This window comes from Streptomyces sp. NPDC058751 (assembly GCF_042746485.1).
Lineage (GTDB): Bacteria > Actinomycetota > Actinomycetes > Streptomycetales > Streptomycetaceae > Streptomyces.
The window spans coordinates 40117-66112 of the sequence record NZ_JBHYPZ010000024.1 but is presented as its reverse complement, the minus strand read 5'-3'; the positions used below and the strand labels follow the sequence as shown (position 1 = coordinate 66112).

General features: G+C 72.0%; 21 protein-coding genes and 1 pseudogene. 11 read left to right on the top strand and 11 right to left on the bottom strand.

Annotated features, from left to right (window positions below):
• Positions 1-71 precede the first annotated feature (71 nt).
• The 3 genes from ACFW6B_RS22500 to ACFW6B_RS22490 all read left to right on the top strand — a co-directional run bounded on the left by ACFW6B_RS22500 (position 72) and on the right by ACFW6B_RS22490 (position 3078).
• Positions 72-566, top strand: a complete 495-nt coding sequence (locus tag ACFW6B_RS22500; RefSeq protein ID WP_103552626.1) for an SseB family protein — start codon at positions 72-74, stop codon at positions 564-566.
• Between the two features lie 248 nt (positions 567-814).
• Positions 815-1786 carry a pirin family protein gene (locus tag ACFW6B_RS22495; RefSeq protein ID WP_386598284.1) on the top strand — a complete coding sequence of 324 codons (972 nt, stop codon included), beginning with the start codon at positions 815-817 and terminating at the stop codon, positions 1784-1786.
• A gap of 134 nt (positions 1787-1920) precedes the next feature.
• A complete protein-coding gene (locus tag ACFW6B_RS22490) occupies positions 1921-3078 on the top strand; it encodes an AI-2E family transporter (RefSeq protein WP_386598283.1) in 1158 nt (385 codons plus the stop codon).
• Between the two features lie 32 nt (positions 3079-3110).
• On the opposite strand, the pseudogene ACFW6B_RS22485 reads toward ACFW6B_RS22490, so the two are convergent.
• A pseudogene (locus ACFW6B_RS22485) lies at positions 3111-5303 on the bottom strand (SpoIIE family protein phosphatase); the annotation flags it as partial.
• A gap of 155 nt (positions 5304-5458) precedes the next feature.
• Here ACFW6B_RS22485 and aspS point away from each other — a divergent pair.
• Positions 5459-7222 carry an aspartate--tRNA ligase gene (aspS, locus tag ACFW6B_RS22480; RefSeq protein ID WP_386598281.1) on the top strand — a complete coding sequence of 588 codons (1764 nt, stop codon included), beginning with the start codon at positions 5459-5461 and terminating at the stop codon, positions 7220-7222.
• Between the two features lie 139 nt (positions 7223-7361).
• Positions 7362-8300, top strand: coding sequence for an intradiol ring-cleavage dioxygenase (locus tag ACFW6B_RS22475; protein ID WP_386598280.1), 939 nt, complete (start codon positions 7362-7364; stop codon positions 8298-8300).
• 109 nt (positions 8301-8409) lie between these two features.
• On the opposite strand, the gene ACFW6B_RS22470 is transcribed toward ACFW6B_RS22475, so the two are convergent.
• Both ACFW6B_RS22470 and ACFW6B_RS22465 read right to left on the bottom strand, forming a co-directional pair.
• Positions 8410-9342 (bottom strand): hypothetical protein, encoded by a 933-nt coding sequence (locus tag ACFW6B_RS22470; protein WP_386598279.1) that lies wholly within the window; start codon positions 9340-9342, stop codon positions 8410-8412.
• A 79-nt stretch (positions 9343-9421) separates the two neighbouring features.
• Positions 9422-9847: an ATP-binding protein gene (locus tag ACFW6B_RS22465; protein WP_386598278.1), complete on the bottom strand. Its 426-nt coding sequence runs from the start codon at positions 9845-9847 to the stop codon at positions 9422-9424.
• A gap of 234 nt (positions 9848-10081) precedes the next feature.
• Here ACFW6B_RS22465 and ACFW6B_RS22460 point away from each other — a divergent pair, with 234 nt between their 5' ends.
• Together ACFW6B_RS22460 and ACFW6B_RS22455 are read left to right on the top strand one after the other, a co-directional pair.
• On the top strand, positions 10082-10933 hold the full coding sequence (locus ACFW6B_RS22460; RefSeq protein ID WP_386598277.1) for a helix-turn-helix domain-containing protein: 852 nt from the start codon (positions 10082-10084) through the stop codon (positions 10931-10933).
• 3 nt (positions 10934-10936) lie between these two features.
• Positions 10937-11119, top strand: coding sequence for a DUF397 domain-containing protein (locus ACFW6B_RS22455; RefSeq protein WP_386598276.1), 183 nt, complete (start codon positions 10937-10939; stop codon positions 11117-11119).
• Positions 11120-11154: 35 nt separating this feature from the next.
• Here ACFW6B_RS22455 and ACFW6B_RS22450 read toward each other — a convergent pair whose 3' ends face one another.
• The 6 genes from ACFW6B_RS22450 to ACFW6B_RS22425 form a co-directional block, all read right to left on the bottom strand.
• Positions 11155-11631, bottom strand: coding sequence for a hypothetical protein (locus ACFW6B_RS22450; protein WP_386598363.1), 477 nt, complete (start codon positions 11629-11631; stop codon positions 11155-11157).
• A gap of 216 nt (positions 11632-11847) precedes the next feature.
• Complete coding sequence (locus ACFW6B_RS22445; protein ID WP_386598274.1) at positions 11848-12213, bottom strand: PH domain-containing protein; 366 nt, start codon at positions 12211-12213, stop codon at positions 11848-11850.
• A gap of 218 nt (positions 12214-12431) precedes the next feature.
• Complete coding sequence (gene metG, locus ACFW6B_RS22440) at positions 12432-14156, bottom strand: methionine--tRNA ligase (protein WP_386598273.1); 1725 nt, start codon at positions 14154-14156, stop codon at positions 12432-12434.
• Between the two features lie 181 nt (positions 14157-14337).
• Positions 14338-16347, bottom strand: a complete 2010-nt coding sequence (locus ACFW6B_RS22435; protein WP_386598272.1) for a VWA domain-containing protein — start codon at positions 16345-16347, stop codon at positions 14338-14340.
• Positions 16348-16652: 305 nt separating this feature from the next.
• The gene (locus ACFW6B_RS22430; protein WP_386598271.1) at positions 16653-18587 is read right to left on the bottom strand and encodes an FUSC family protein; all 1935 of its coding nucleotides are present in this window, start codon (positions 18585-18587) and stop codon (positions 16653-16655) included.
• Between the two features lie 159 nt (positions 18588-18746).
• The gene (locus ACFW6B_RS22425; RefSeq protein WP_386598270.1) at positions 18747-19646 is read right to left on the bottom strand and encodes a hypothetical protein; all 900 of its coding nucleotides are present in this window, start codon (positions 19644-19646) and stop codon (positions 18747-18749) included.
• 278 nt (positions 19647-19924) lie between these two features.
• On the opposite strand from ACFW6B_RS22425, the gene ACFW6B_RS22420 reads away from it, so the two are divergent.
• Positions 19925-20476 carry an SH3 domain-containing protein gene (locus tag ACFW6B_RS22420; RefSeq protein ID WP_386598269.1) on the top strand — a complete coding sequence of 184 codons (552 nt, stop codon included), beginning with the start codon at positions 19925-19927 and terminating at the stop codon, positions 20474-20476.
• Positions 20477-20587: 111 nt separating this feature from the next.
• On the opposite strand, the gene ACFW6B_RS22415 is transcribed toward ACFW6B_RS22420, so the two are convergent.
• Positions 20588-21022 carry a hypothetical protein gene (locus ACFW6B_RS22415; protein ID WP_386598268.1) on the bottom strand — a complete coding sequence of 145 codons (435 nt, stop codon included), beginning with the start codon at positions 21020-21022 and terminating at the stop codon, positions 20588-20590.
• Between the two features lie 403 nt (positions 21023-21425).
• Between ACFW6B_RS22415 and ACFW6B_RS22410 the strand changes: the two genes are divergently transcribed.
• The 3 genes from ACFW6B_RS22410 (at position 21426) to ACFW6B_RS22400 (ending at position 24714) form a co-directional block, all read left to right on the top strand.
• Positions 21426-22064, top strand: a complete 639-nt coding sequence (locus ACFW6B_RS22410) for an NAD(P)-dependent oxidoreductase (protein ID WP_386598267.1) — start codon at positions 21426-21428, stop codon at positions 22062-22064.
• A gap of 112 nt (positions 22065-22176) precedes the next feature.
• Positions 22177-23286: a PP2C family protein-serine/threonine phosphatase gene (locus ACFW6B_RS22405; RefSeq protein WP_386598362.1), complete on the top strand. Its 1110-nt coding sequence runs from the start codon at positions 22177-22179 to the stop codon at positions 23284-23286.
• A 144-nt stretch (positions 23287-23430) separates the two neighbouring features.
• Positions 23431-24714 carry a hypothetical protein gene (locus ACFW6B_RS22400; protein ID WP_386598266.1) on the top strand — a complete coding sequence of 428 codons (1284 nt, stop codon included), beginning with the start codon at positions 23431-23433 and terminating at the stop codon, positions 24712-24714.
• 18 nt (positions 24715-24732) lie between these two features.
• Here ACFW6B_RS22400 and ACFW6B_RS22395 read toward each other — a convergent pair whose 3' ends face one another.
• Positions 24733-25974, bottom strand: a complete 1242-nt coding sequence (locus ACFW6B_RS22395) for an amidohydrolase (protein ID WP_386598265.1) — start codon at positions 25972-25974, stop codon at positions 24733-24735.
• Between the last annotated feature and the right edge of the window lie 22 nt (positions 25975-25996).

Sequence of the window (25996 nt, the reverse complement as noted above, 5' to 3'; positions counted from 1 at the left end):
AGATGATGCTACCCGTCAGTAATAAGAAGCAACCCCGAGTCGGCCATATGTGGCCCACTACTCTTTGACGCATGTACGGCTACGAGCAGAACGCAGGCGCCCAGCAGGGGTACGTCCCGCCGCAGCAGCAGATGCCCGGCCAGATGCCGGACGGGCAGCAGATGCCCGGTGGGTACGGCCAGCAGCCGCCCCTGTACCCCGAGCCGTCCCCGCCGTCCCTGCCGGACGCGGTCCGCGCCTTCACCACGGGTGCCATGGCGGCCGAGGACTTCCAGCAGGTCTTCGCCACCTCGAAGGTCTACTGCCCGCGCGGTGACAACCCCGGATTCCTGGCGCTGCACAACACCCAGCAGCCCGTCATCCCGATGTTCAGCTCGCTCAAGGAGCTGCGCCGGTACGCGGGCAAGGAGTCCAAGTACTTCGTGATCACCGGGGCGGAGGTGATCGACCTGCTGCCCACCGGCTACGGCTTCGTGATCGACATGGAGGGCAAGCACCGGATGGTCTTCGACGCGAAGGCCGTGGAGCAGATGGTGGACTTCGCCATGCGCCGCATGTACGGCTGACGGTCCGCCGTGGGTGCCGCCGGCACCCCGGTGTCCGCTCGGCCGGACGCCCCGTGCCTGCTCGGCCGGACGCCCCGTGCCTGCTCGGCCGGACGCCCCGTGCCTGCTCGGCCGGACGCCCCGTGCCTGCTCGGCCGTATGCCCAGAAAACCTGTGACGCCCGGAGGGAATGCCCTCCGGGCGCGCGTCGTTACGGGTAGCAGAAAGTTCAACTCTCAACCAAATTCGAAGCGCAAGGAGGTACCGACATGCCCGCAGTGACTGTCGAGAACCCGCTGGCCCTGCCCCGTGTGGCCGCGCCGGCCGACGCGGTGGACCGGCCCGTGCTGGCCGTGACGACCGCGCCCAAGGGCTTCGAGGGCGAGGGTTTCCCGGTCCGTCGCGCGTTCGCCGGGATCAACTACCGCCACCTCGACCCGTTCATCATGATGGACCAGATGGGTGAGGTGGAGTACGCGCCGGGCGAGCCGAAGGGCACCCCCTGGCACCCGCACCGCGGCTTCGAGACCGTGACCTACATCATCGACGGGATCTTCGACCACCAGGACTCCAACGGCGGCGGGGGCACGATCACCAACGGTGACACCCAGTGGATGACGGCCGGGTCCGGACTGCTCCACATCGAGGCGCCGCCGGAGCACCTCGTGATGTCGGGCGGCCTCTTCCACGGGCTCCAGCTGTGGGTGAACCTGCCGGCCAAGGACAAGATGATGGCCCCGCGGTACCAGGACATCCGGGGCGGCACGGTGCAGCTGCTCAGCACCCCGGACGGGGGCGCGCTCCTGCGCGTCATCGCCGGTGAGCTCGACGGCCACCAGGGGCCGGGCATCACGCACACCCCGATCACCATGGTCCACGCCACGCTGCGGCCGGGAGCCGAGATCACCCTGCCGTGGCGCGAGGACTTCAACGGCCTCGCCTACGTGCTGGCCGGACGCGGCAGCGTGGGCGCGGACCGCCGGCCGGTCCACACCGGCCAGACCGCCGTCTTCGGCGCGGGCTCCTCGCTGACCGTGCGGGCGGACGAGAAGCAGGACTCCAACACGCCCGACCTGGAGGTCGTGCTGCTCGGCGGGCAGCCGATCCGTGAGCCCATGGCCCACTACGGTCCGTTCGTGATGAACACCCGCCAGGAGCTCCAGCAGGCGTTCGACGACTTCCAGAAGGGCCGGCTGGGGACGATCCCGGCCGTGCACGGGATGGCGGAGGGCGGGCTGTAGGTCCCTCCGCGCGGCCCGTGGAGCCCTCCTGGGCGACAGCGGTCACGCAAGCCCCGTCCCTCCGGAGGGACGGGGCTTCCCCCATTCGGACGTCCCCGGAAGCCTGACCGGCTGACGCATGGTCAGCTTGCAGGGTGCAGCTACTCCCCGAGGGTGCCCGGCGGTTGGCGGCCTGGTGTGCCGTGATCCTGCTGGCCGCCGGGGTGGGATGGGTGGGGATCCAGCTGTGCTCGGAGTTCCGTACGGCGGTGGTGCCGGTCCTGCTCGCGCTGCTCGGGACCGCCCTGCTCGGACCGCTGTACCGGCGGATGGTCAGGGCGAAGATCAACCGCTCGCTCGCCGCCGCCCTGACCTGCGTCGCGGTGGCCGTCGTGGTCGGCGGTGCCGTCTACGTCGTCGTCGCGGCCCTCATCCACACCGGCGCCCAGATCGTGTCCTCGCTCCGGGAGGCCTCGCGTTCCCTCGCCGAGCACTTCGGCGCGGCGGGGACCTCGCTCGACGACCTCGCGTCCAATTCCCGGGACCTGCTGGCCGAGTTCGGCGGCACGGCCGCGTCCAACGTCGTCAGCGGCGTCAGCGTCGTGGCCGAGACCCTCGCCATGGCCTTCCTCGCCCTGCTGCTCGTGTTCTTCTTCCTGCGCGACTCGCACCGGGTGGCCGGATCGCTGCGCTCGCTCGCGCCCCGGGGGACCGCCGACGTGGTCGAGGCCATGGCCCGGCGCGCCTACGGGGCCGTCGAGGGCTTCATGCGCGGAACGACGATCATCGCGCTCATCGACGCCCTCTGCATCACCGTCGGACTCTTGATCCTGCGCGTCCCGGGCGCGGTCGGGCTCGGCGCGCTGGTCTTCGTGGGGGCGTACATCCCCTACCTCGGAGCGTTCATCTCCGGCACGGTGGCCGTCCTGGTCGCGCTCGCCGACCGGGGGTTCGTCATCGCCCTGTGGACGGTCGGCGTCGTGCTCGCCATCCAGATGCTGGAGGGGTACGGCCTCCAGCCGATGATCCAGAGCCGGCAGGTGCAGATGCACCCGGCGGTGGTGCTGCTGGCCATCACGGCGGGCGCCTCCGTGGCGGGCGTCCTCGGCATGCTGCTCGCCGTCCCCCTGACGGCGGCGGTCTTCGGTGTCGTGCACGAACTCCGTGTGCGCTACGGGTCGGACGGGGTGGGAGGGGCGGACGGGCCCGGAGAGCGGGGAGGAGGGCCGCCGGGGCCCGGGGGCACGGAAGGACCGGGAACGCCGGGATTCCCCGGAGTTCCGGGGGCGCCGGGACCGTCGGCGGATTCGTAGTCCCCGGTGGACGATTCCCACGCGCCGAGCAGCGCGGAGTCGTCCGGAGCCGGGGTCCCGGCCCCGCCGGGATCCGTGTCCGGGGCCTCGGAGAACTCGAACCAGATGCTCTTGCCCTGGCCGCGCGGGTCCACCCCCCACGCGTCCGCGAGCATCTCGACGAGCACCAGGCCGCGTCCGGACGACGCCAGCTCCCCCGGATGGCGCCGGTGCGGCAGGTCGTCGCTGCCGTCGGTGACCTCGATCCGCATCCGTCGCCCGCCCGGCTCGCCCGCCACCTCGGCGACGAGCAGCGCGTCCGCGTCGGTGTGCACGAGGACGTTGGTGACCACCTCGGAGACGAGCAGGACCGCGGAGTCGAGCTGGTCGGCGCAGGTCCAGTCGTGCAGGAACTCCCGGAGCTGCTGGCGGGCGTCCGCGATGCGCTCGGGCTCGTCCTGCGCCACGGTCAGCATCGTGCGGCGCAGCGGCGCCGGTACGGGCGAGGCCGTGTCGTCGCCCTCCAGGGGCAGCCGGGACAGCAGCAGCACCGCTATGTCGTCCTCGCGCCGGTCGGCCAGCGGACCGGTGGTGTGGTGGGAGGAGGGCCCGTGCACGGCCTGGACGAGTGCGTCGGCGAGGGTCTCCAGGTCGCCGACGTGGGATTCGAGTGTCCGCCGGATGCGGTGCCAGCCGGTGTCGAGGTCGTGTCCGCCGGTCTCGATGAGCCCGTCGGTGCAGATCATCATGGTCTCGCCCGGCTCCAGGACGATCCGGGTGGTCGGGTAGTCGGCGTCCGGGTCGATGCCGAGCGGCAGCCCGCCCGCAGTGGGCCGCATCAGCACGGTCCCGTCCGCCATCCGTATCGCGGGGTCCGGGTGACCGGCGCGCGCGATGTCCAGCGTCCCGGTCGCCGGGTCGACCTCGGCGTACAGGCAGGTCGCGAAGCGCACGTCGGCGGGGTCCGCGGGTTCCTCGCCCGGGTCGGTGCCGCCGCTCGACCCGTAGGTCACCGAGTCGGTGACCCCGTAGAGGAAACGCGCCGCCCGTGACAGCACCGCGTCGGGGCGGTGGCCCTCGGCGGCGTAGGCGCGCAGGGCTATCCGGAGCTGGCCCATCAGGCCCGCCGCGCGGACGTCGTGGCCCTGCACGTCGCCGATGACCAGGGCGTAGCGGCCGGCCGGAAGCGGGATCACGTCGTACCAGTCGCCGCCGACCTGGAGGCCGCCGCCGGTCGGGACATAGCGCCCGGCGACGCTCATGCCCGGCATGCGGGGTCCGAGCGTCGGCATCATCGAACGCTGGAGGCCGTCGGTGAGTTCCCGTGCGGTCTCGGCGTCTCCGGCGCGGGAGAGTGCCTGGGCGAGCATGCGGGCGACGGTCGTGAGGACCGAGCGCTCGTCGGGGGTGAAGGTGACGGGGTAGGTGAAGGCCGCCATCCACGCGCCCATGGTGCTGCCGGCGACCGTGAGCGGCAGGAACGCCCACGACTGTCGGCCGAAGTGCCGGGCGAGGGGCCAGGACGCCGGGTAGCGGTCCTTGTAGTCCTCGGGGGAGGAGAGGTAGACCGCACGGCCCGTGCGGACGACCTCGGCGGCCGGGTATTCCGTGGCCAGCGGCATGTTGGAGAAGGGGCCCTCGTCGCCCGGCTGGTGTCCGTGGTGGCCGATGACCGTCAGGCGGTCGCCCTCCGCGCCGAAGACGGCGAGACCGTCCGGCGAGAATCCGGGCATCGACAGGCCCGCCGCCACCCGCAGCACCTCCGCCGTGGACCGGGCCTCGGCCAGTGCCCGTCCGGCGTCCAGCAGGAACGCCTCCCGCGAGCGGCGCCAGTCCCCGGTGACGGGAGTGCGCGCGGCGGCGTCCGGGGGCTGCGCACTGACCTCCTGGAGGGTGCCGATCAGCTCGAACTGCCCGGTCGCGGGGTCGACGATCGGCTTGGAGCGGCTGCGGACCGTGCGGAGCACCCGGCCGTGCTCGTCCATGATCCGCACCCGGGCCTCGGCGAGCGTGCCCTCGGCCACCGCGAGCTGCACCACCCCGTCCATCTCGTTCCAGTCGACGGGGTGGACCCGGGAGCGCACACCCGCCTCGGTGAGCGTCACCTGCTTCGCGGGCATGCCGATCAGCCGTGCGGCCTCCGCGTCGAAGGTGACGAGTCCCAGGGCGTTGTCCCAGCGCCATACGCCGGTGGAGAGAGCGGCCAGGACGTCCCCCACGGTGGGCAGGGGCTCACCAGTGCGCATGCGCCCACTGTAGGAACAGGGGATCGGTGCCTGCCACCGATGCCCGGCGCGGCGCGGAGCGTCTAATGAGGGGGAGGTGACCTGGGCTGCCCGGTACCCTGGGGGTGTTTCACGTGAAACCAGGCCCCCAATCCGCGAAGACTGGATGAACCTCGATGCATCGGTACAGGTCCCACACCTGCGGCGAGCTCCGCGCCTCTGACGTCGGCACCGACGTCCGGCTGAGCGGCTGGCTGCACAATCGCCGAGACCTGGGCGGCATCCTCTTCATCGATCTGCGCGACCACTACGGCATCACGCAGCTCGTCGCCCGCCCCGGCACCCCCGCCTACGAGGCCCTGGACAAGGTCTCCAAGGAGTCGACCGTCCGCGTCGACGGCAAGGTCGTCTCGCGCGGCACGGAGAACGTGAACCCCGAGCTGCCGACCGGTGAGGTCGAGGTCGAGGTGAGCGAGGTCGAGTTGCTCGGTGCCGCCCAGCCGCTGCCGTTCACGATCAACGCCGAGGACGGTGTCAACGAGGAGCGCCGTCTGGAGTACCGCTTCCTCGACCTGCGCCGTGAGCGCATGCACCGCAACATCCTGCTGCGTACGGCCGTGATCTCCGCGATCCGTCACAAGATGACGGCGCTGGGCTTCAACGAGATGGCCACCCCGATCCTCAGCGCCACCTCTCCCGAGGGCGCGCGCGACTTCGTGGTCCCCTCCCGGCTGAACCCCGGCAAGTTCTACGCACTGCCGCAGGCGCCCCAGCAGTTCAAGCAGCTGCTGATGATCTCCGGCTTCGACCGCTACTTCCAGATCGCGCCCTGCTTCCGCGACGAGGACGCCCGTGCGGACCGTTCGCCGGGCGAGTTCTACCAGCTCGACGTGGAGATGTCCTTCGTCGAGCAGGAGGACGTCTTCCAGCCGATCGAGAAGCTCATGACGGAGCTGTTCGAGGAGTTCGGCGGTGGCCGTCACGTCACCTCGCCCTTCCCGCGCATCCCGTTCCGCGAGTCGATGCTGAAGTACGGCTCCGACAAGCCGGACCTGCGTGCCCAGCTCGAACTCGTCGACATCACCGACATCTTCGAGGGCTCCGAGTTCAAGGCCTTCGCCGGCAAGCACGTGCGCGCGCTGCCGGTGCCGGACGTCGCCGGCCAGACCCGGAAGTTCTTCGACGGTCTCGGCGACTACGCGGTCGAGCAGGGCGCGAAGGGCCTGGCCTGGGTGCGCGTGGGCGAGGACGGCTCGCTGACCGGCCCGATCGCCAAGTTCCTCACCGAGGAGAACGTCGCCGAGCTGACCAAGCGCCTCTCCCTGGCCGCCGGTCACGCGGTGTTCTTCGGCGCGGGCGAGTTCGACGAGGTCTCGAAGATCATGGGCGCGGTGCGGGTCGAGGCCGCCAAGCGCTCGGGCAACTTCGAGGAGAACGTCTTCCGCTTCTGCTGGATCGTCGACTTCCCGATGTACGAGAAGGACGAGGACACCGGCAAGATCGACTTCTCGCACAACCCGTTCTCGATGCCGCAGGGCGGTCTGGAGGCCCTGGAGACCCAGGACCCGCTGGACATCCTCGGCTGGCAGTACGACATTGTCTGCAACGGCGTCGAGCTGTCCTCCGGCGCGATCCGCAACCACGAGCCCGAGATCATGCTCAAGGCCTTCGAGATCGCGGGCTACGACCGGGAGACCGTCGAGGAGCAGTTCGCCGGCATGCTGCGCGCCTTCCGCTTCGGCGCCCCGCCGCACGGCGGGATCGCCCCGGGCGTCGACCGCATCGTCATGCTGCTCGCGGACGAGCCGAACATCCGCGAGACGATCGCGTTCCCGCTCAACGGCAACGCGCAGGACCTGATGATGGGCGCGCCCACGGAGCTGGACGAGACGCGGCTGCGCGAGCTGCACATCTCGGTCCGCAAGCCGCAGCCGAAGTAGGCAGGCTCCGCGTCTCCTGAGGGTGACGCACACGGGAGTGGCCCGGAACCAGCGATGGTTCCGGGCCATTCTCATGTGGCGTGTGAAAACACAGCCCGCACCCACGCTGCTGACAGGTGGGCTCCCTACCGTCCCGCGCATGACTGAGACCGGGAGAACGACGCACGAAGGGACCGTGACCCGACGCAGGGTCGTCGTCGCGGGTGGAGCGGCCGTGGCGGCCGTGGGCGTGGGCGGCGCGGCCGCAGTGAACGCGTTCGCGGGCGAGACCGCGGCCGGAACGACCGCGACGGCCGCGTCCGGTGCGGAGGCCTGCTACACGCTGACCTCGGAGACCACCGAGGGTCCCTACTACATCGACGCGGACAAGATCCGCCAGGACATCACCGAGGACCAGGACGGCATCCCGCTGTTCCTCACGCTGAAGGTGATCGACGCCGAGACCTGCAAGCCGGTCAGGAACGCGGCGGTGGACATCTGGCACTGCTCGGCGCTGGGCGTGTACTCCGGCTACGAGGAGATGAGCAACGGCGGTGGCGGCGGCCCGTCGGGCGAGCCCACGGACGTCCCGACCGGCACCCCGACCGGTGAGCCCCCGTCAGGTCCTCCCCCGGGAGGCGGCGGAGGGCACGCCGAGCCCACCGACGACAAGCGGTACCTGCGCGGCACCTGGAAGACCGACCGGCACGGCCACGTCACCTTCAGGACGGTCTTCCCCGGCTGGTACCGGGGCCGCTGCGTCCACATCCACGTGAAGGTCCATGTGGACGGCACCTGGACCGACGCGGGCTACGAGGGCGGCCACACCTGCCACACGGGTCAGCTCTTCTTCTCCGAGAAGTCGGTCCTGGCCTCGGCCGAGGTCTCCCCCTACTCCACCAGCACGACCCCCCGCACGACGCTGGACGAGGACACCATCTACCCCGGCAACGGGCACGAGGGCGGGCTCCTGCACCTCACGTACGACAAGAGGCACATCGCCCGGGGCGTCCACGGCCGGCTGACGATGGGCGTCGCCCCGGACGAGACCCACGACAGCACCGACACCGGACCGGGCCCGTCGGCCACCTCGTCCTGACCCTCGGCACACAGGCCCGGAACACACCGGGTTCCGGGCCCTCGACTCCCTGACAGGAACAGGGCCCGGAACCCGCTGGTTCTGGGCCCCTCTCCGTTTCGGAACCCGATCAGCTCTGCTCCGGGGTGCCCTCCGGGCCACGCGGGGCTTCGCCGAACAGCTCCTCGGCGCGGGCGACGGTGCCGGCCCGGTCGAGCCAGTCTCCGAGGGAGTCGAGGTCGGTACAGGTGGTGATCCGCGTACGGACGTCGTCGGAGACGGTCAGCCCGCGCACCTCCAGCACGCGCAGAACCCCTTTTGCCTCGCCTTCGGCCACGCCCTCGGCCATGCCTTCTGCCTTGCCTTCGAGATAGGCCGTCTCTCGGACGGTTCCCCTGCCGGGGAAGTAGGTGACGAAGCTCAAGATTTCCCTCCATTTGTCGCCGGCGGGGGTACTCCCCAGATTGACGTCAAGGAACTCGTAGAAGTAGTCGGAGGCTTGCCGGTCCATCGCCTGCAGGGCACGGCCCAACGCTTCCAGTATGGCGTCGATGTCGTGGCTGTGGGCGTGAGCGAGGGCGGAGAACGCGGCCATCGCGGGCTTCCGCGCCACGGTTCTCTCATCGGTGATCACCGGGAGGTTGTCGGGTCCGATGACCATGGGGTACGTCCGCTGGGCGGTCCAGCCGCGGGCTCCGCAGTCGAAGGGGCCGGTCGCCCACTTGGTCGTGGCCCGGTCGCGGCAGATGACGAGAAGCAGCACCGGCAGGCCGTACTTGGCTTGGAGATAGGCGACGTAGTAGGCCCAACTCGACGCCTTCTTCGGGTCTCGTCGCTCCTGCGCCTCGACGGCCAGCAGGAAGTCTTCCCCGTCGGAAGGGCCGACGCGCAACACGGTGTCGATGCGTCGCTCGACCGGCTTGGTCTCCGTCGCGTCAGGGGTGACCGCGTCCACCGTCGCCTTCTCGGGTAACGCGATACCCAGTGCCCCGAAGACGGGGGCGAGAATCTCGGGCCGGTCCTGGAAGATCCGGTGCAGGCCCTCGTGAGCTGATGTGACCATGTGCGCAAGCTAGGTTGATCAAGGGACGAGACGTCCGGCCGATGCGTGTCGTTCACTCTTTCGGGGACCGGGGAAACGTTCACGCCGCCGTGGCCAGTTCGCACCAGATGAACTTGCCTGTGCCTCGCGGGTCCTGGGCTCTGCCGAGCAGGTGCCAGCCCCAGCCGTCTGCACATTCCTCCACGAGGGTGAGCCCACGTCCCGTCTCACCGGATGCCGCTGGTGGAGCGGGGGCCGGCGGGGTGGGGTCCGCGTCCCACACGCCGATGCGGAGCACTCCGTGGGCCCGGCGGAGACGTATGGCCGCGGGCCCCGCGGTGTGCTGTACGGCGTTGGTGACCAGCTCGGTCGCGACGAGTTCGGCCACCTCCGCGAGATGCGGCAGGCCGTGCAGGGCGAGGATCAGGCGCAGGGTGCGGCGGCAGATCGTGACGGCCCGGGGGTCGTTGGGGATGGAGAGGATGTACTCCCAGCGGTCGGCGTCGAGTTCGCCGGTTTCGGGCATGCGGAACTCCTGGTCAGGGAGAGGGGCGCGGGCTTCGGGCGGTGGCAGTGCCGCCACCGCCGTGGCAGGGCGGGGCAGTGCGCTTCCGGGGTCCCGGTGTTCCGCAGAGTGTGCGTCGCGTCACTGACGGTAGGGCATTAATTTCTGCCCATGCAAGCCGCTCGCGTAATCTGACTCCGGACGAGCGAGACCAACCAGCGCTCGCACAGGGCTCATTGAGAGGATCAGGCGCGCATGCCACCGAGGAGTCAGCCGACCGCTCGTCAGGTCCGCCTCGGCACTGAGCTGCGACGACTGCGTGACGCCGCAGGAATGACCGCTCGGGAGGTCGCCCGGTTCCTGGGGTCGACCTCGGCGCAGATGAGCCAGATGGAGGCGGGGATCGCCGGGGTCAGCGAGAAGCGACTGCGCATGCTCGCGGCGCACTACGCCTGCGCGGACGTGGGACTGATCGACGGCCTCGTCGAGATGGCCGCAGATCGAACGCGTGGCTGGTGGGAAGAGTATGCGCAGGTACTGCCGCCGGTGTTCGGCGACCTGGCGGAGCTGGAGCACCACGCGCGCTTCATGCGGGTGATCGCCACCGCGCACGTACCCGGTCTGCTGCAGACGGAGGACTATGCCCGCGCTGTGCTCGCCTACCGGGTTCCCGAGCTTCCGGACACGGAGTTGGAGCCCAGGCTGACGCACCGGATGCGCCGGAAGGCGGCCCTCACGCGAGAGGGGGCGCCTCCCTATGAGGCGGTGGTGCACGAATCCGCGTTGCGTACCCGTGTCGCGGATCGGCGAGTGGCCCGTGCCCAGCTCGGCGCATTGCTGCGGGTGTCGGAGTGGCCCAACGTCTCGATGCGGGTGATTCCGTTCGACGTCGATGGATTCGCCGGAGCCAGTTCGATGATGTTGTACGCGGGCGGCGAGGTGCCGACGTTGGACACCGCGCAACGGGACGCACCGTACGGATCGGTCTTCCTGGATGCGCCCGCTCAGCTCCTGGCCATGCGAACGCTCTTCCGTAAGGTGGAGGCGGCATCTCTTGAGCCCGCCAAGTCGCGGGACTTCATGCATCGACTGGCGAAGGAGATCTGAGTCGTGACTCAGTGGCAGAAGTCCTCGTTCTCCGGACCCGGTGATGGCAATGAGTGCGTGGAACTCGCCCAGGTCGAGGACACCTTGCTGCTCCGCGAGAGCGATGATCCGGAGCGAATACTTTCCGTCACCCCGCAGGGGCTGGCCGCGCTTCTGCGTCGGCTCGGGGCGGCCCGTACCGGGTGATCTCCGTCGGGGCCGCGCCGGGAAGGCAGGCCGGCTCAGGTGTCGTACGTGCCGTCCCACGGCTCGGAGAAGCCGAGGCGGTCCGGGTACAGCTCGGCCCAGGCCTCGCCCTCGTCCTCGCGGGGCACCAGTCCGAACAGCACACCGTCGACGGTGAGCCGGAACGGTCGGATCGCGATGTCCGTGTACGAGCGCCGGGGCAGGCTGCGGAGCAGCTTCGCCAGGTGGATGCGGGCGCGGGAGAGCACCGAGAACTCGCCGTGCGGCGCCCCCTGCTGTTCGGCCCAGGTGCCGGCGCACCAGATCTCCGAGTCGTTGTAGTGGCCCTCGGCGTCGAAGGTGTGGAGAACCACGTACAGACGTTTGTGCTCTTCCCAGCCGTCGTCGGGACGGAACCCTTCGGGGAAGGCGTACGTGATCGACGCCAGGAACTGACCGTCCGCGTACCGGCCTATGGTCTCGGTGCGGTGCTTCGGTTCGTAGGCGATCGGAATGACCTCGGGGACTGCCACCATGGCGGAAACCATACGGGTGACCGGGGGGTTAGTGGAGCCGGGGTCGATTACGGATCGGCGGCATTGGGTAAAGGCTTCCCTTCCCGGTTCTCCGCCGGGCCCTCACCGGGCTCTCGCCTGGTCTTCGGCAACGGGAAAGGGGGCACAGGACGGGTCGTCCGTGCCCCCTTTCCCCGTGGCGGGCGGCGTCCGGCGGTGCTGCGGCGGGCGGCGTTACTTGGCCACGTACTGGGTGAGGATCGCCTGGACCTCGTAGATGTCGACGCCCTTGGTGAAGGTCTTCTGGATGGGGAGGGAGGCGCCGGAGATCCAGATCTTGAGCTCGGCGTCGAGGTCGAAGGTGCCGGCCGTCTCCACCGCGAAGTGGGTGATGCTGCGGTAGGGGACCGAGTGGTACTCCACCTTCTTGCCGGTGATGCCCTGCTTGTCGACCAGGATCAGACGTCGGTCGGTGAACAGGATGGTGTCACGTATCAGCTGGTACGCGGCGTGGACCTGCTCGTTCTGGCCCAGCAGGCGGGCGAAGTCCTGCTGTGCCGAGGCCGGGTCGACGGTGTGCGCGTTTCCGAAGAGCGCCATGGACGAATCCCCCCACTCGGTGGACGTGTCCGTCCACTCGTGTCCCAGGAAGCCAGTGGCTTCACATGATCTTCGCAATGTATACCGCTCGAAAGCGGGCGCCCAGAGGATGGCGGAGTTCCGCATGGGACCGCTCCGGAGGCCGTTCATGGCATGGCTCCAGGCACGCGAAGAGCCCGGGAACCGCTGGTTCCCGGGCTCCTGTCGAGCGGTCGTCGTTACTCCGGCGCGCCGCCGAAGCGCTCCTTGTACGACTCCAGGTCCTCGTCCGTGATCTTGGCGAAGAGGACCGGGGGAACGGTGAAGGGGGTTCCGACGGGGAGGAAGGACAGGGCGCGGGCCTCGTCGGCGCTCACCCAGACCGCCGTGTCGTCCGCGAGGGCGAAGGCCGAGCGCATGGCGCGGGCGGACGCCGGGATGAAGGGTTCCGAGACCACCGAGTAGAGGTGGATCAGGTTCATCGCCGTACGGAGCGTCAGCGCGGCGCCCTCCGGGTCGGTCTTGATCTCCAGCCAGGGGGCCTTCTCCTCCAGGTAGGAGTTGCCCGCGGACCACAGGGCGCGCAGCGCGGCGGCCGCCTTGCGGAACTGGAGGGCCTCCATCTGGGACTCGTACTCGGCGAGCAGGCCCGCGATCTCGGTGCCCAGCTTCGCCTCGGCCTCGCCGGCCTCGGAGCCCGCCGGGACCTCCTCGCCGAAGCGCTTCTTGGAGAAGGACAGGACGCGGTTGACGAAGTTGCCGAGGGTGTCGGCCAGGTCCTTGTTGACCGTGGTGGTGAAGTGCTCCCAGGTGAACGACGAGTCGTCGGACTCGGGGGCGTTGGCGATGAGGAAGTAGCGCCAGTAGTCGGCGGGCAGGATCTCCAGGGCGTGGTCCGTGAAGACACCGCGCTTCTGGGACGTGGAGAACTTGCCGCCGTAGTACGTCAGCCAGTTGAAGGCCTTGACGTAGTCGACCTTCTTCCACGGCTCGCGCACGCCCAGCTCGGTGGCCGGGAACATGACGGTGTGGAAGGGGACGTTGTCCTTCGCCATGAACTGCGTGTAGCGGACCGGGTTCTCGCCGGAGTCCGCGTCGTACCACCAGGACTTCCAGTCGCGGTTGTCCGTGTCCTGGTCGGACCACTCCTTCGTCGCGCCGATGTACTCGATCGGGGCGTCGAACCAGACGTAGAAGACCTTGCCCTCGGCGGCCAGATCCGGCCAGGTGTCGGCCGGGACGGGGACGCCCCAGTCCAGGTCACGGGTGATCGCGCGGTCGTGCAGGCCCTCGGTCAGCCACTTGCGGGCGATGGAGGAGGCGAGCTGCGGCCACTCGGACTCGTGCCGGGCCACCCACTCCTCGACCTCGTGCTGGAGCCTCGACTGGAGGAGGAACAGGTGCTTCGTCTCACGGACCTCCAGGTCCGTCGAGCCGGAGATCGCCGAACGCGGGTCGATCAGGTCCGTGGGGTCGAGGACGCGCGTGCAGTTCTCGCACTGGTCGCCGCGGGCCTTGTCGTAACCGCAGTGCGGGCAGGTGCCCTCCACGTAGCGGTCCGGGAGGAAGCGGCCGTCGGCGGGCGAGTACACCTGCCGGATCGCGCGCTCCTCGATGAAGCCGTTCTCGTTCAGGCGGCGCGCGAAGTGCTGGGTGATCTCGCGGTTCTCCGGGCTGGAGCTGCGGCCGAAGTAGTCGAAGGCCAGCTCGAAGCCGTCGTACACGGCCTTCTGGGCGTCGTGCGCCTGCGCGCAGAACTCGTCGACCGGCAGGCCGCGCTCCTTGGCCGCGAGCTCGGCGGGGGTGCCGTGCTCGTCCGTCGCGCAGATGTACAGGACGTCGTGGCCGCGCTGGCGGAGGTACCGGGAGTACACGTCCGCCGGGAGCATGGACCCCACCATGTTGCCCAGGTGCTTGATCCCGTTGATGTACGGAAGGGCGCTGGTGATGAGGTGTCGAGCCATCGCGGGCTGCTCCCAGGTCGCTGCGTGGGGCGACGATCGCGTCGGATTTCCGGTGGGCGTCTCGTCGCCGGTGAACCTTGAAATCGTAGCCGACACGGGTGGGCCGCCCGCTTCCCGTTTTAAGGCGTGGGAAGGGGGCGGCCGGGGTGTCCGCGCGGACGGGTGCCGCTCGGGCGGGTGGTTACGGGCGCCAGTTCTCCAGCACGCCGTCGTAGACCTCGACGTCCGTCAGCTCGCGCGGGGCGGGGCCCGCGTGGAAGAAGGCCGTGTTGCCGGTCTTCAGCTTGCGCAGGTAGTCGAAGGCCTTGTTGTCGTGCTCGCCGAAGGCGACGAACGAGAAGAAGACGTTCGGGTGGTTCTTCGCCGCGTCCGTGAGGGACTGGGTGGCGGGGGTCTTGGCGTCCGGGGCGCCGTCCGTCTGGAAGATCACCAGGGCGGGGTCGGCGGAGCCGGAGCGCTGGTGGTGGGTGACGACTTCCTCGACGGCCACGTGGTAGCTCGTACGGCCCATGCGGCCGAGGCCGGCGTGCAGGTCGTCGACCTTGTTCTCGTGCTCGGCGAGGGTGAGGGTGCCGGTGCCGTCCAGCTCGGTGGAGAAGAAGACGACGTGGACGGTCGCCTCCGGGTCCAGGTGGGCGGCGAGGGCGAGGGCCTGCTCGCCCAGGGCCTGGGCGGAGCCGTCCTTGTAGTAGGCGCGCATGGACGAGGAGCGGTCGAGAACGAGGTAGACGTCGGCGCGCTTGCCGGTGAGGTTCCGCTTCCGGAGCGCGGTGCCCGCTTCCTGGTACGCCGTGACCAGGGCCGGGGCCTCGTCCTTGACGCGGTCCGACGACACGGCGGAGTCGCCCTGCGAGGTCACGGAGGTGACCTCCTCGACGACGACCGGCTCCGCCTCGGGTTCGGCGACGGGCTCGGCCTCGGCAGCCTCAGCGGCAGCAGCGGCCTCGGCCTGGGCGGCGGCCTCAGCCTCGGCCTGGGCGGCGGCAGCGGCAGCGGCTTCAGCTTCGGCCTCGGCCTTGGCGGCGGCCTCAGCTTCGGCGGCAGCCTCGGCCTCGGCGGCGGCTTCAGCTTCGGCCTCGGCCTTGGCGGCAGCCTCGGCCTCGGCGGCGGCTTCAGCTTCGGCCTTGGCCTTGGCGGCAGCCTCGGCCTGGGCCTTGGCGGCGGCCTCGGCTTCGGCGGCGGCAGCGGCTTCAGCTTCGGCCTCGGCCTGGGCGGCGGCAGCGGCTTCGGCCTCGGCCTGGGCGGCGGCAGCGGCTTCGGCCTCGGCCTGGGCGGCGGCCTCGGCTTCGGCGGTGGCAGCGGCAGCGGCTTCGGCCTCAGCCTTGGCGGCGGCCTCAGCCTGGGCAGCAGCCTCAGCTTCGGCGGCGGCAGCGGCTTCAGCTTCGGCCTCGGCCTGGGCGGCGGCAGCGGCTTCGGCCTCGGCCTGGGCGGCGGCCTCGGCTTCGGCGGTGGCAGCGGCAGCGGCTTCGGCCTCAGCCTTGGCGGCGGCCTCAGCCTGGGCAGCAGCCTCAGCTTCGGCGGCGGCAGCGGCTTCAGCTTCGGCCTCGGCCTGGGCGGCGGCAGCGGCTTCGGCCTCGGCCTGGGCGGCAGCCTCGGCCTCGGCCTGGGCGGCAGCCTCGGCCTCGGCCTGGGCGGCGGCTTCGGCGGCGGCCTTGGCCTCGGCCTCAGCGGCGGCCTCAGCTTCGGCCTTGGCGGCGGCTTCGGCGGCGGCAGCGGCTTCAGCTTCGGCAGCGGCTTCAGCCTTGGCCTGGGCGGCGGCCTCGGCCTCCGCTTCCGCCTGGGCCGCAGCCTCGGCCTCCGCCTGGGCAGCGGCGGCGGGCTCGGTCTCCCCCTCGGGGGAGGGCGTGGCCTCCGGGGTCGTTTCCGGGGTTTCTTCGGCCGGGTGTTCTGCCGCAGGCGTCTCTTCCGCGGAAGGAGACGGCGTCTGCTTCGGGACCGTCACGTTGTCGAAGGCGGCCGACACCAGCTCGTCGACCACGGAGGGCTCGGGCTCGGACGCGGGAGCCGGCTTCGTCGGCTCGGCCTCCGGAGCGGAGGTGGAGGCCGGTCCGGCCTCGGGGGAGGGCGTCGGTTCCCCGGCGGGAGCCGGGACCGTCGCGGTCGACGTGGCCTCTCGCGAGGTCTCCGCGTCAGCGTCACGACCCTTGCGTGAGCGGCCGAACGCATTCCGCAGGAGAGTGAGAATGCCCATGTGCGCAACCCTTCGCGTGAGTTGATCCCGTCAATCCCTGGCCAGGACGGACACGTAAGGTTAGCGGCCATAGATGGTGATCTTCGGCAGGGGCGGCGCACCGGACAACGGTCGCGTCAACCCCCTTACGGCGCCCACGGGTTCACTTGTCTACCATGGTGATTTGTCGGAATTGGGAGTTCCGTCACGCACCTTCCCCTGGCATCACACGTGTGTCAAGAGATCGCAAGGGGAGCGCGGAGCGCGTCGTTCTCGCTCACGGGTTCGGGACGATGGCCGAATAGTCGGTGTCCGCGCCGCCCGTGTCAATGCGGTGAGGTGATCGCCCTGGCCGCCGCGACCTCCTGGCGCACCGGTTCGAGGACGCTGTCCGCGGGCCCGGTGAGATCGGCGCGGACGGCGAAGAGCACGTCCGTCTCGCGCAGCCCCTCGGACAGCTCCCGGAGCTGGTGCGCGACGGCGGAGACCTCGGCGGCCGACGGCTCGGCCGCGCCCTGCCGGACCCGGACCCGGGCGGCGGTCGTCGTGTCCACGATCCGCTCGACGGCGACGACGAGCGGCATCCAGGCCGCGGCGCGGCGCCCGTTCGGCGGGGGTTCGGTCAGCGCGCGCTGGAATTCCGTACGGATGGAGGACAGGTCCCGGTACAGGCGGCGCCTGCTGCGGGCGCGGGCAGCCGGCTCGGCGGTGTCCCCGAAGGCCAGCTCGACGTAGTCGGCGGTGTCGGCGACCGCGTCCGCGAGCCGGTCGCCGACCCGGGCGTGCCAGCTCTCCGGCCAGAGCAGGTATCCGGCCACCAGGGCGATGGCGCAGCCGATCAGGGAGTCGACCAGGCGGGGGACGACGAGCCCGGTGCCCTGGTGGTTCAGGACGTCGGACAGCAGCAGGATCACTGGGGTGATGGCGGCGGTCTGGTAGCCGTAGCCGCGCGGGGTCAGGGCCGGGATGAGCGCGCCGAGCACCATCAGCACCGGCACGTCCCACCAGCCGCGCGGCACGAGGGCCAGCACGGCCGCCGCGACCACGAGACCCGCGACCGTGCCGAGGGCGCGCAGCAGGGCCCGGGAGAAGACGGAGCCGTAGTCGGGCTTCATGACGAAGGTGATGGTGAGCGCGACCCAGTAGGAGCGCGGCACCTCGACGGTCGAGACGAGCACCTGGCCGAGGCCGATGCACAGGGCGAGACGGGTGCCGTAGCGCCAGGAGGCGGCCGACAGCAGGGCGCCGCGGGTGGCGCGGGCGGCACGGACGCGCAGCGCGGCGGGCCGGCCGAGGCGGTCGTCCAGGGCGCCCGGGTCCGGGGACCGGTCGGTCACGACACGGGCGGCGTGCCGCAGGGCGTGGTCGACGGCGCGCCCGGTCTCGTCGGCCGGGGCGGGCAGCCGCAGTTCGACCGGGCCGGTGCCGCCGGTCTCGACGGCGTCGGCGAGCAGGCTCACGGCGGCGGGGATCGCGGCGGGCAGCGGCTCGCCCCGCTGGTGGGCGGCGGGAGCGGCCTCGACGACGGGGGTGACGGCGTTGAGCTGGGCGAGCAGCCGGACGAGGTCGGGGCTGCGGCCGTGGTGGAACGCGCGCCGGGCGAGGACGAGGTCGTACGACTCGTTCAGGGACCGGGTGACGGCGAGGCGCAGACGGCCGTAGTCGTCGGTGCCGCTCGCGGCGAGCAGGTCCGCGATCGTGCGGTAGGTGCCCGCGACGGCGGACCGCTCCGGCACTTTCGAGCGCAGTGGCCAGGCGAGCAGGGTCAGCGCGAGGACGAGGAGCCCGCCGCCGGCCATCAGCAGCGGGGCGAGCCACCAGGCGCCGGGCAGCGGAAGTCCGGCGCCGATCACGCAGTTGAGGAGCAGCAGCAGTCCGGCGACGGAGGCGACGGCGCCGATCGAGGAGATCATCCCGGAGACCAGGGCGACCAGGGTCACCGTCACGACGGCGGTCCAGCCGTGCCCGAAGACCGCGGCGCCGATCGTGACGCCGATCGCGCCGAAGAACTGCGGGACGGCGATGTTGAGGATCCGCATGCGGTACGCGTCGGCGGTGTCGCCGATGACTCCGGACAGCGCGCCCATGGAGGCCAGGGCGCCGTACGCGGTCTGTCCGCAGGCGAGGCCGACGGCGAGCGGGAGCGCCAGGGCGACGGCGGCGCGGACGGCGGCGGGCCGGTTGACGGGTGCCTGCTGCGGCCGGAGGTTCCTGACCAGCCAGTCGGGAGGGGTGAGGCCGATGGGGAACTCACGGGACATGTCCTGAGTATGACGGTACGTCCGTGGGGTCCGCCCCGTACGCCGACGGTGCTTCCCGCGTGCCCGGAGCGCGTTCCGTACGTGCCCGGAACGCGCTCCGTACGGCCGCGGTGCCGGTCCCGTGCGTTCGCCGCGGTGGTCTTCGGGCGTGGGGCGCGGTCAGGCGCCCACGTGGGTCGAGTGCTCCGCGGGAGTCTGCCGGGGTGCGTCGGCCGTCCGTCGGCGGCGGGTGTACGCGGCGGTGAGCGCGGCGGCCAGAGCCACCGTCAGACCCGTGGCCAGCAGCAGCCAGCTCACGAACCTGAGGGTCTCGGTGAGGGCGTCGTACACCGCGCCCGCGGCCGTGCGGGACACGTCGGGCGGCAGGTCGGCGAGGGTGAGCCTGCGGCCGACGGTGACCGCGGCACCGAGCAGGGCCGCGCCCAGAGCGGTGCCGAGGCCCGTCGCGAGGACCGCCCGGCGGCGGCGCACGGCGATGACGATGCCGGTCGCCGCGAAGACGACCGACGCCGACGGGAGCCAGAACGCGGCGACTTCGAGCACGTGGAACCCCTTCCGGAGTCGCGCCAGGTCCTCGGCCGCGAGCACGGTGATCTCGGTGTGCTCGACCGGGATCCGGGCGGCCAGCGGCATGTTGTCGTCGGCGAGCCTGCGTTTGACCCGCTCGGTGACGAGTGCCAGGTCGACGGTCACCGCGCCCTCGCGGTCCTCGCGCAGCGCCCGCATCACGGCGTCGTGCGCGGCCAGGTTGGCGGCCGTCCACGCCGTGCGGTAGGCCTCGGTCTCGGTGAACGAGCGCACGGCGTCCCGCACGAAGTGGTCGACCGGCCCCTGGAGCCTCGGCCGCACGTGGACCTCGCGCAGGATGCCGTCGGTGACGCCGGCCGCGATGGCGTCCCGGACGTCGTCGTCGGCGGCGAGCGGCGCCATGGTGGCCTCGTACCGCCCGGAGTCGCCGAGCCCGTACGTCGCCCACGCCGACAGCGCGCCGAGCGGCGCGAGGAGGCAGGCGAGCGCGATCAGCACGGCCGACAGGGCGCTGCGGACACGAGGGGACACGTCTTCAGGCAAGGTCCCCCGGGCCCCGCACGCGACCGGGCCGACTGCAAATGGGCGCACGCGGCAAGCCGTACGGGGAGCCGCCGCCCGTCCCGCGAGGTCGGCCCGGGCGCGTCCGGGCCGGTGAGCACCCGTCGGTTTCCCGTACAGGGCCCGCCGACGGTCCCCCGCGCCGCCGCCCGCCCCCGCACGTCCCTTGTGCCACAAGGGCTTTGACCGCTCGGGTGGAGCGCTCACCCGAACGGGTGTTTCCTGGATCTGGGGAAAAGGAGGTCGATATGCGCACCACCCCAGCCCCGCGGATCATTGCCGCGGCCCTGCTCAGCGGCGGTGTACTGACCGCCCTGGCCGCCGGTCCCGCCACGGCGGCCACCGAGTCGGCGCACACCGGCGACGGCTCCGGCGGCTCCGTCTGGGGCACCGTCACCTCCCGCGGTGAGATGAACCTGCGGCTCCAGCCCAGCACCGCCTCGCCCGTCGTCGGCTCGCTCCCGTCGGGCAGCCAGGTCCGCGTCCAGTGCGCGGTCGACGGGCAGAGCGTTTCCGGCACCACCGTCTGGTACTGGCTCGCCGGCGCCCATGCCTGGGCCAGCTCCGCCTTCGTCTCCACCGACGGCCAGTGGGTGCCGAGTTGCTCGGACCCGTGTCCCGACCAGAAGGACGGCACCTGGCACAACGCGCACTGGGACCACAGCCGCGATCCGGCCAACGACCCCGGCTGGAGCGTGACCGCCTCCGGCTCCTGGACCTTCACCGTCTCCAGCGCGTGGAGCTGGACCGTGTCCGGCTCCTCCCCCGACTCCTGGGACTGGGTCCCAGGTGGCAGGTGAGTAGGTGAGTGAGGGAGACACACGAGGCCCCGGCACCGCGCCGGGGCCTCGTGTGCCGTGCGCGCCGTTCCGGTGTCCGGTGCCGGTACGCCGGAACGGCGCGCCACGGGGTCAGGCCGCCTTTCCGGCCGCGTCCTCGTGCGTGTAGTAGCGGTAGAAGGCCACCGCGTACACGCCCGCCGCCACCGGCAGTGACATGAACACGGACCGCAGAACGGTCGCGTCGGTCTGGCTGTACAGGAAACCGAACGCGCAGCCCGCGAAGACGGCCCACACCAGCGCGTGCGTCTCGCGCCGCATCAGCGGCGCCACCGTCCGGGCGCCCACGTAGGCCGCCGCGAACGCGATGGCGCACACGAAGCCGAACAGCACGTTCCAGCCCGTGATGGCGCCCGCGTCCCGGTTGATGGCGGCTGCCCAGTAGCCGTAGACGAGTCCGCCGGCGACGGGTACGGCCCACTTCGCGATCGTGTGGGTCCGTTCCCCGAAGACGTCGGTCGATCCGGATGTACCTGGTGTCCCTGACACGGGTACGGCTTGAGCCATGGAAGGACTCCTCTCTGCTGGCCCCCGCCTTCCAGGGCACACCTGGCCGCAGCCACCGGCAAGTCGGGACCGCGGACCGACCGCGGCACCCTCCCCGTCGCCCCGCGGCACCCTCCTCGTCGCCCTTTCCCGACGTCCTCCCCGTGCCCCCGTGGCACCCTCCCCGGCGTCCTCCCTGCCGTCCTCCCGGCGTCCCCGAGGCACCTTTCCCCGGCACCCTCCCCCGCGTCCCCGCGGCACCCGCCCCGACGTCCTTCGCGGCGGCCCTCCCGGTGTCCTCCCCGCGCTCTTCACAGGGCCCTTCGCGGCGCCCTCCACGAGGTCCTTCGCGGCATCCCCGCGGACCCCTTTCCCCCGCCCCGCCGGGATGCGGTGATCATGGTCGCGTGCTTCGCTGAGGTGCATGAAGCTCGTACTCTTCGGTGCCACCGGCATGGTCGGCAGCTGCATCGCCACGGAGGCGTCGGCGCGCGGACACCAGGTCGTCGCGGTCAGCCGGTCCGGACAGTCCCCGGTTCCCGGGGTCACCGCGACGGCGGCCGACGCCGCGGACCCGGCGAAGGTCGCCGAGCTGGTGGCCGGCGCGGACGCGGTGGGGTCGGCGTGCGTCCCGCCCCGGGACGCCCCGGATCCCCGCGAACCCTTCCTCGCCCTCAACCACTCCCTGGTGGAGGGCGTCCGCACGGCCGGGGTGCACCGGCTCGTGATCGTCGGCGGGGCGGGCACCCTGGAGGTCGCGCCGGGCGAGGCCGCGTGCGACCAGCCGGACTTCCCCGAAGCCTTCCTCCCGGAGGCGCTCGCCCACCGCGACGCCCTCACCTACCTGCGGACGGACGTCGACGACATCGACTGGACGTACATCTCGCCCGCCGTCGAGATCGCCCCCGGCGAACGCACGGGCGAGTTCAGGATCGGCGGCGACCGCATGCTCACCGACGCGGGCGGTCACAGCCGGATCAGCGCCGAGGACTACGCGATGGCCTTCGTCGACCAGCTGGAGATGCCCGTCCACCCGCACGGCCGCATGTCCGTCGCCTACTGAGAAAACGGAAGGGAGGCGGTACGGGGAGGTGGCCGACCGGAGATCCGTCCTCGACCGGCTCCGGCACGCGCTGCGGCCGCGCGCCGGGCTGCCGGACGCCCTCCGGCGGCCGATGCCGTTGCGGGTGCACGGACGCAGCGTCGCCTGGCTGCCCCCGCTGCTGCTGCTCATCGGCATCGCGCTGTTCGACGCCAACACCTCCGGCCGGTTCCGGATCATCTCCTGGGTCGTGCTCGTACCGGTCATCGCCGCGGCCGTCTGCGGAGTCATCGGCACGGTGGTGTTCGCCGGGCTGTCCATGCTCACCTACGTCGCGGTGGACCTGTCGTGGCCGCACCAGTACCAGAACGGCCTGCCCGACTTCTTCCTCGTCGTGGTCGGCGGGGCCCTCGCGGCCGTCGCCTGTTCGGTGCGGCTGGGCGCCGAGCAGCGCATGCTGCACATGCGGGACATCGCCGAGACGACCCGGCGCACGGTGCTGCGTCCGATGCCCCAGGGCTGGGGCGGCCTCGACCACGCGGCCGTCTACCTCGCCGCCGACAGCGAGGCCCGCGTGGGCGGCGACTTCTACGACATCCAGCCCGGCCGGCACGGCACCCGGCTGCTGCTCGGAGACGTCCAGGGCAAGGGGCTCGCCGCGGTCGAGGCGGCGGCCGCGCTGCTCAGCACGTTCCGCGAGGCCGCGTACCACGAGCGGGTCCTCGCCACGGTCGCCGGCCGGCTGGAGGTCCGCATGCTGCGGCACAACGGCTACCGCGTGGCACTCGGCCGCGCGGACGGCGACCGTTTCGCGACCGGGGTCCTGGTCGCCTTCTCCGAGGACGCCCCGGCCACGGTGGACGTCGTCAACTTCGGCCACGAACCGCCCCTCGTGGTCGCCCCCGACGGAGTGCGGAGCCTGCCTCCCGGGGACGGGATGCCGCTCGGCATGGGCGATCTGGCCTCCGCGCCGCCACCGGTGCTCCGGGTCCCGCTCGCTCCCGGCGAGACGCTGCTCCTGGTCACCGACGGGGTGACCGAGGCCCGCGACGCGGCGGGCGACTTCTTCCCGCTCCGCGACGCCCTCACCAAGGCGCTGGCACGGGATCCGCGCACCGCCGAACCGCACCGGCTCGTCCGGTTCGTGCGCGACCGCACGCTGGACCACTGCGGCGGGCGGCTCGCCGACGACACCACGATCTTCGCCGTGCGACGCCGGCCGGCCGGCGTCCGGCGGACGTGACGGGCCGCGGAGACGGACTCCGCGGGCTGCGGCGACGGCGCCCGGGTCCCTGGGCCGGCCGGGGGTGTTCGCCCCTTCGCGGCCCCTCTTTGCATGCGCAGCGGTTACGGTGCTGAGGTGTCCGATCGATGGGGGAGCGAACCTGTGCCCGGAACCGTGCTGCTTCTCGCCGCCTCGCCGGTGGGCAAGGGGTGCCTGGTGGACGCGGCCTCCGTGCTCCCCGTGCTCGCGGCCGTCGCCCCGCCGGTGCTGTCGGGCACCGACACGGCGAACGTCGTCGAACTGGCCGATCCGCTGGAGCCGCAGGCCGTCCTGACCCGGCTGCGCGCGGCGGCGACGGCGCCGGGACCGCTGACCGTGTTCGTGGCGGGACAGCTCCAACTGGACCGCCGGCAGAGGCTTCCGCACCTCGCGCTGGCCCGCACCACCCCGGCGACGGTCCGCTACACGTCCTTCCCCTGGGGCTGGATCGCCGACGAACTGCGGCTGCGCGCACCGGGTTCGACGACCGTCTTCGCCGACCTGCACGCGGACGGGGACACGTGGGAGTTCCTCGCCGACCGCCCCCTGACGGCGGGCCCACAGGCCGAGCTGTACGGCCGGGTCGCCCCGCCGCCGTCCCGTCGCACGGTGGCACGGCCCACGTACATGAGGGCCGTCGCCACCCTGCTCCGCAGCGGTCACCGGCCCGCCCCCGCCGAGCTCCACCGGCAGGCTCTGGCCAAGGTGTCGGGCGAGGAGAGCGCCCGGCGCGGAGCGGTGGACCTCGTGCTCGCGCCCGGGCGGTCGTGGGCCGGGCAGCCCTGGCCCCCGGCACCGGAGTTCACGACCGTCACGGCTCCGCCGGGCACCCCCGCGCCCCCACCGCACCCACCGGCTGCCCCGTCCGTGCCGTCCGCGCAGGCCGTGACGCCCGCACCACCCGCGCAGGCCGGGTCGTCCGTGCCGCCCGCGCCGTCCGTGACGCTTCCCGGTCAGGCGGAGCGGCGGGGCGGTCAGCCGTCCCCCGACCCCCACGAGGAGATCACCGCGGCGGTCCGCGACGGCCGCCACGACGACGCCCGCGCGCTGGCGGAGCGGTGGGAGCGGGAGGCCCTGCGGACCCACGGGTCCGGGTCCGAGCAGGTGCTGCACTGGATGGAGGTACGAGCCGACCTGGCGATGCTCGCGGGGGACGCGGAGCGGAGCTGCCGTGGCTGGCTGGCCCTCGCGGGGACCCGGCTGGACGCGGGGCAGGCGCCGGGCGCCCCGCAGGTGGAGTCGGCCGTGGACCGCGCGCACCACCAGTGGGGCCGCATCGGCGATCCGGCCCTGGCCCGCGAACTCGGCGCGGAACTGGCCCGGTTGAGGCAGCGCGTGCCCGGACGCCGGGAGGGCGCGCTGGACCATGTCCGGCGGCAGCTGAGCCAGTTGCAGACGCGGGTCTGAGACGGGCGCGGACAGGGCCTAGGCCGACAGCGAGGCGAGCGCCCCCGACACCAGGGTCCGTACGCCCGGCGCGACCGTGGACAGGTCGGGGGCGAAGCGCGGACTGTGGTTGCTGGGCACGGCCTCCATCCTGGTCATGAGGTCGTCGGAGCCAGGGGCCGCGTCCCAGACGTCGGCCGGGGTGCCGGTCACGAACCAGTAGGAGTAGGGGATGCGGCCGGCCGCGAGCCGCGGGAAGTCCTCGCTGCCCATGACCGGACCGGGGTCGAAGACCGCCCCGGCGCCGAAGACCTCGCCGTGCACGGCGGCGATCCGGCGGTCGGTGTCGGCGTCGTTGACGGTCATCGGGAAGTCGTTGCCGACGGTGACCGTGGGCTCGGCCGGGCAGCCGGCCGCCGCGCACTCGCCCGCCGCGACGCGCCGCACGGCGGCGATCATCCGCTCCCGCACGTCCTGCGACTGCGTCCGCAGGCTCAGGGAGATCCGGGCCTCGGAGGGGATGATGTTGTGCCGGGTGCCGGCCTCGATCCTCCCCACCGTCAGCACGGCGGACTCGCGGGCCGCGATCTCCCGGCTGACGACCGTCTGGAGCCGCGTCACGACGTACGCGGCGGTCACCACCGGGTCGACGGTCGCCTCGGGCCGCGAACCGTGGCCGCCCCGCCCGTGCACGACGATGTCGATGTCGGTCGAGGCGGACATGATCAGGCCCGGGGAGTGCGGGTACAGCCCGGCGGGGCCGGGCACCACGTGCTGGGCGAGCAGGACGTCGGCCACCGGGAAGCGCTCGTGGAGACCGTCCGCGACCATGCGGGCCGCGCCCCCGCCGCTCTCCTCGGCGGGCTGCCCGACCAGCACCAGCGTGCCGGACCAGGTGTCCCGTCCGGCGGAGAGCGCCCGGGCCGCGCCGGTGAGCCAGGTGACGTGCAGGTCGTGGCCGCAGGCGTGCATGACCCCGTCGGTCCGAGAGGCGTACGGCAGCCCGGTCTCCTCGGTGACGGGCAGCGCGTCCATGTCGGCGCGCAGCAGGACGGTGGGCCCGTCCCCGTTGCGCAGGACGCCGACGACGCCCGTGCCGCCCACGCCCTCGGTCGTGTCGTACCCGGCCCCGCGCAGCCGCTCCGCGAGGGCGGCGGCCGTACGGTGTTCGCGCAGCGACAGCTCGGGATGCCGGTGCAGATCCCGGTAGAAGTCCTCCAGGTCGTTGACCGGGAGGTCGGCGGTGAGGTCCAGCGCGGTACGAGCGGCGGCAGAGGTCACCGGGCCAGCGTAGGCGCCGTGC

Bases quoted from the DNA above. Each gene is read 5' to 3' on its own strand.
- ACFW6B_RS22500 (WP_103552626.1), top strand. From the start codon at position 72: ATGTACGGCTACGAGCAGAACGCAGGCGCCCAGCAGGGGTACGTCCCG.
- ACFW6B_RS22495 (WP_386598284.1), top strand. From the start codon at position 815: ATGCCCGCAGTGACTGTCGAGAACCCGCTGGCCCTGCCCCGTGTGGCC.
- aspS (WP_386598281.1), top strand. From the start codon at position 5,459: ATGCATCGGTACAGGTCCCACACCTGCGGCGAGCTCCGCGCCTCTGAC.
- ACFW6B_RS22475 (WP_386598280.1), top strand. From the start codon at position 7,362: ATGACTGAGACCGGGAGAACGACGCACGAAGGGACCGTGACCCGACGC.
- ACFW6B_RS22470 (WP_386598279.1), bottom strand. From the start codon at position 9,342: ATGGTCACATCAGCTCACGAGGGCCTGCACCGGATCTTCCAGGACCGG.
- ACFW6B_RS22465 (WP_386598278.1), bottom strand. From the start codon at position 9,847: ATGCCCGAAACCGGCGAACTCGACGCCGACCGCTGGGAGTACATCCTC.
- ACFW6B_RS22460 (WP_386598277.1), top strand. From the start codon at position 10,082: ATGCCACCGAGGAGTCAGCCGACCGCTCGTCAGGTCCGCCTCGGCACT.
- ACFW6B_RS22445 (WP_386598274.1), bottom strand. From the start codon at position 12,213: ATGGCGCTCTTCGGAAACGCGCACACCGTCGACCCGGCCTCGGCACAG.
- metG (WP_386598273.1), bottom strand. From the start codon at position 14,156: ATGGCTCGACACCTCATCACCAGCGCCCTTCCGTACATCAACGGGATC.
- ACFW6B_RS22435 (WP_386598272.1), bottom strand. From the start codon at position 16,347: ATGGGCATTCTCACTCTCCTGCGGAATGCGTTCGGCCGCTCACGCAAG.
- ACFW6B_RS22430 (WP_386598271.1), bottom strand. From the start codon at position 18,587: ATGTCCCGTGAGTTCCCCATCGGCCTCACCCCTCCCGACTGGCTGGTC.
- ACFW6B_RS22420 (WP_386598269.1), top strand. From the start codon at position 19,925: ATGCGCACCACCCCAGCCCCGCGGATCATTGCCGCGGCCCTGCTCAGC.
- ACFW6B_RS22415 (WP_386598268.1), bottom strand. From the start codon at position 21,022: ATGGCTCAAGCCGTACCCGTGTCAGGGACACCAGGTACATCCGGATCG.
- ACFW6B_RS22410 (WP_386598267.1), top strand. From the start codon at position 21,426: ATGAAGCTCGTACTCTTCGGTGCCACCGGCATGGTCGGCAGCTGCATC.
- ACFW6B_RS22405 (WP_386598362.1), top strand. From the start codon at position 22,177: ATGCCGTTGCGGGTGCACGGACGCAGCGTCGCCTGGCTGCCCCCGCTG.